The sequence below is a fragment of the Marinobacter sp. UBA2498 genome, assembly GCF_002341575.1.
Taxonomy (GTDB): domain Bacteria; phylum Pseudomonadota; class Gammaproteobacteria; order Pseudomonadales; family Oleiphilaceae; genus Marinobacter; species Marinobacter manganoxydans.
Genome location: NZ_DDOI01000019.1, coordinates 13,896 through 14,503 on the forward strand (window position 1 = coordinate 13,896; position 608 = coordinate 14,503).

The 608-nt window shown below is 57.6% G+C and carries 1 protein-coding gene; it reads right to left on the reverse strand.

The window, feature by feature from the left end; translation table 11 throughout:
* The coding region (locus B2W52_RS01965; protein WP_286801085.1) for a class I tRNA ligase family protein at positions 1–608 on the reverse strand (608 nt) is incomplete at both ends.

The following is a 608-nucleotide window of genomic DNA, read 5'->3' on the forward strand; positions in this document are numbered from 1 at the left end:
TTGGACAGTTCCAGATACCAGTCGCAGTATTCGTTCCAGATGAACTCATAGAGCGCGTAGGCCGCCAGATCGAAGCGGTACTGGTCCAGGTGACGGATCACGTCCTGCTCGCAGCTCTGCAGCTCGCTGATGATCCAGCGGTCTGCCAGAGACAGTTCCACGGGCTCGTCATTCACACCACAGTCTTCGCCTTCGGTGTTTATCAACACGTAGCGGGCTGCGTTCCAGAGCTTGTTACAGAAGTTGCGGTAGCCTTCCAGGCGCTTCATATCCCAGTTGATGTCGCGGCCGGTCGTTGCCATGGCGGCAAGGGTGAAGCGCAGGGCATCGGTGCCGTGGGCGGTGATGCCCTCCGGGAATTCCTTTTTGGTGCGCTTGCCGATTTTCTCGGCCAGCTTGGGCTGCATCAGGTTGCCGGTTCGTTTCTCCAGCAGGTCATCCAGGCTGATGCCGTCGATCATGTCCAGCGGGTCGATCACGTTACCCTTGGACTTGGACATCTTGTCGCCGTGCTCATCACGGATAAGGCCGGTGACATAGACGGTATGGAAGGGTACCTGGGGGCTGCCGTCCTCGTTCTTCATGAAGTGCATGGTCATCATGATCAT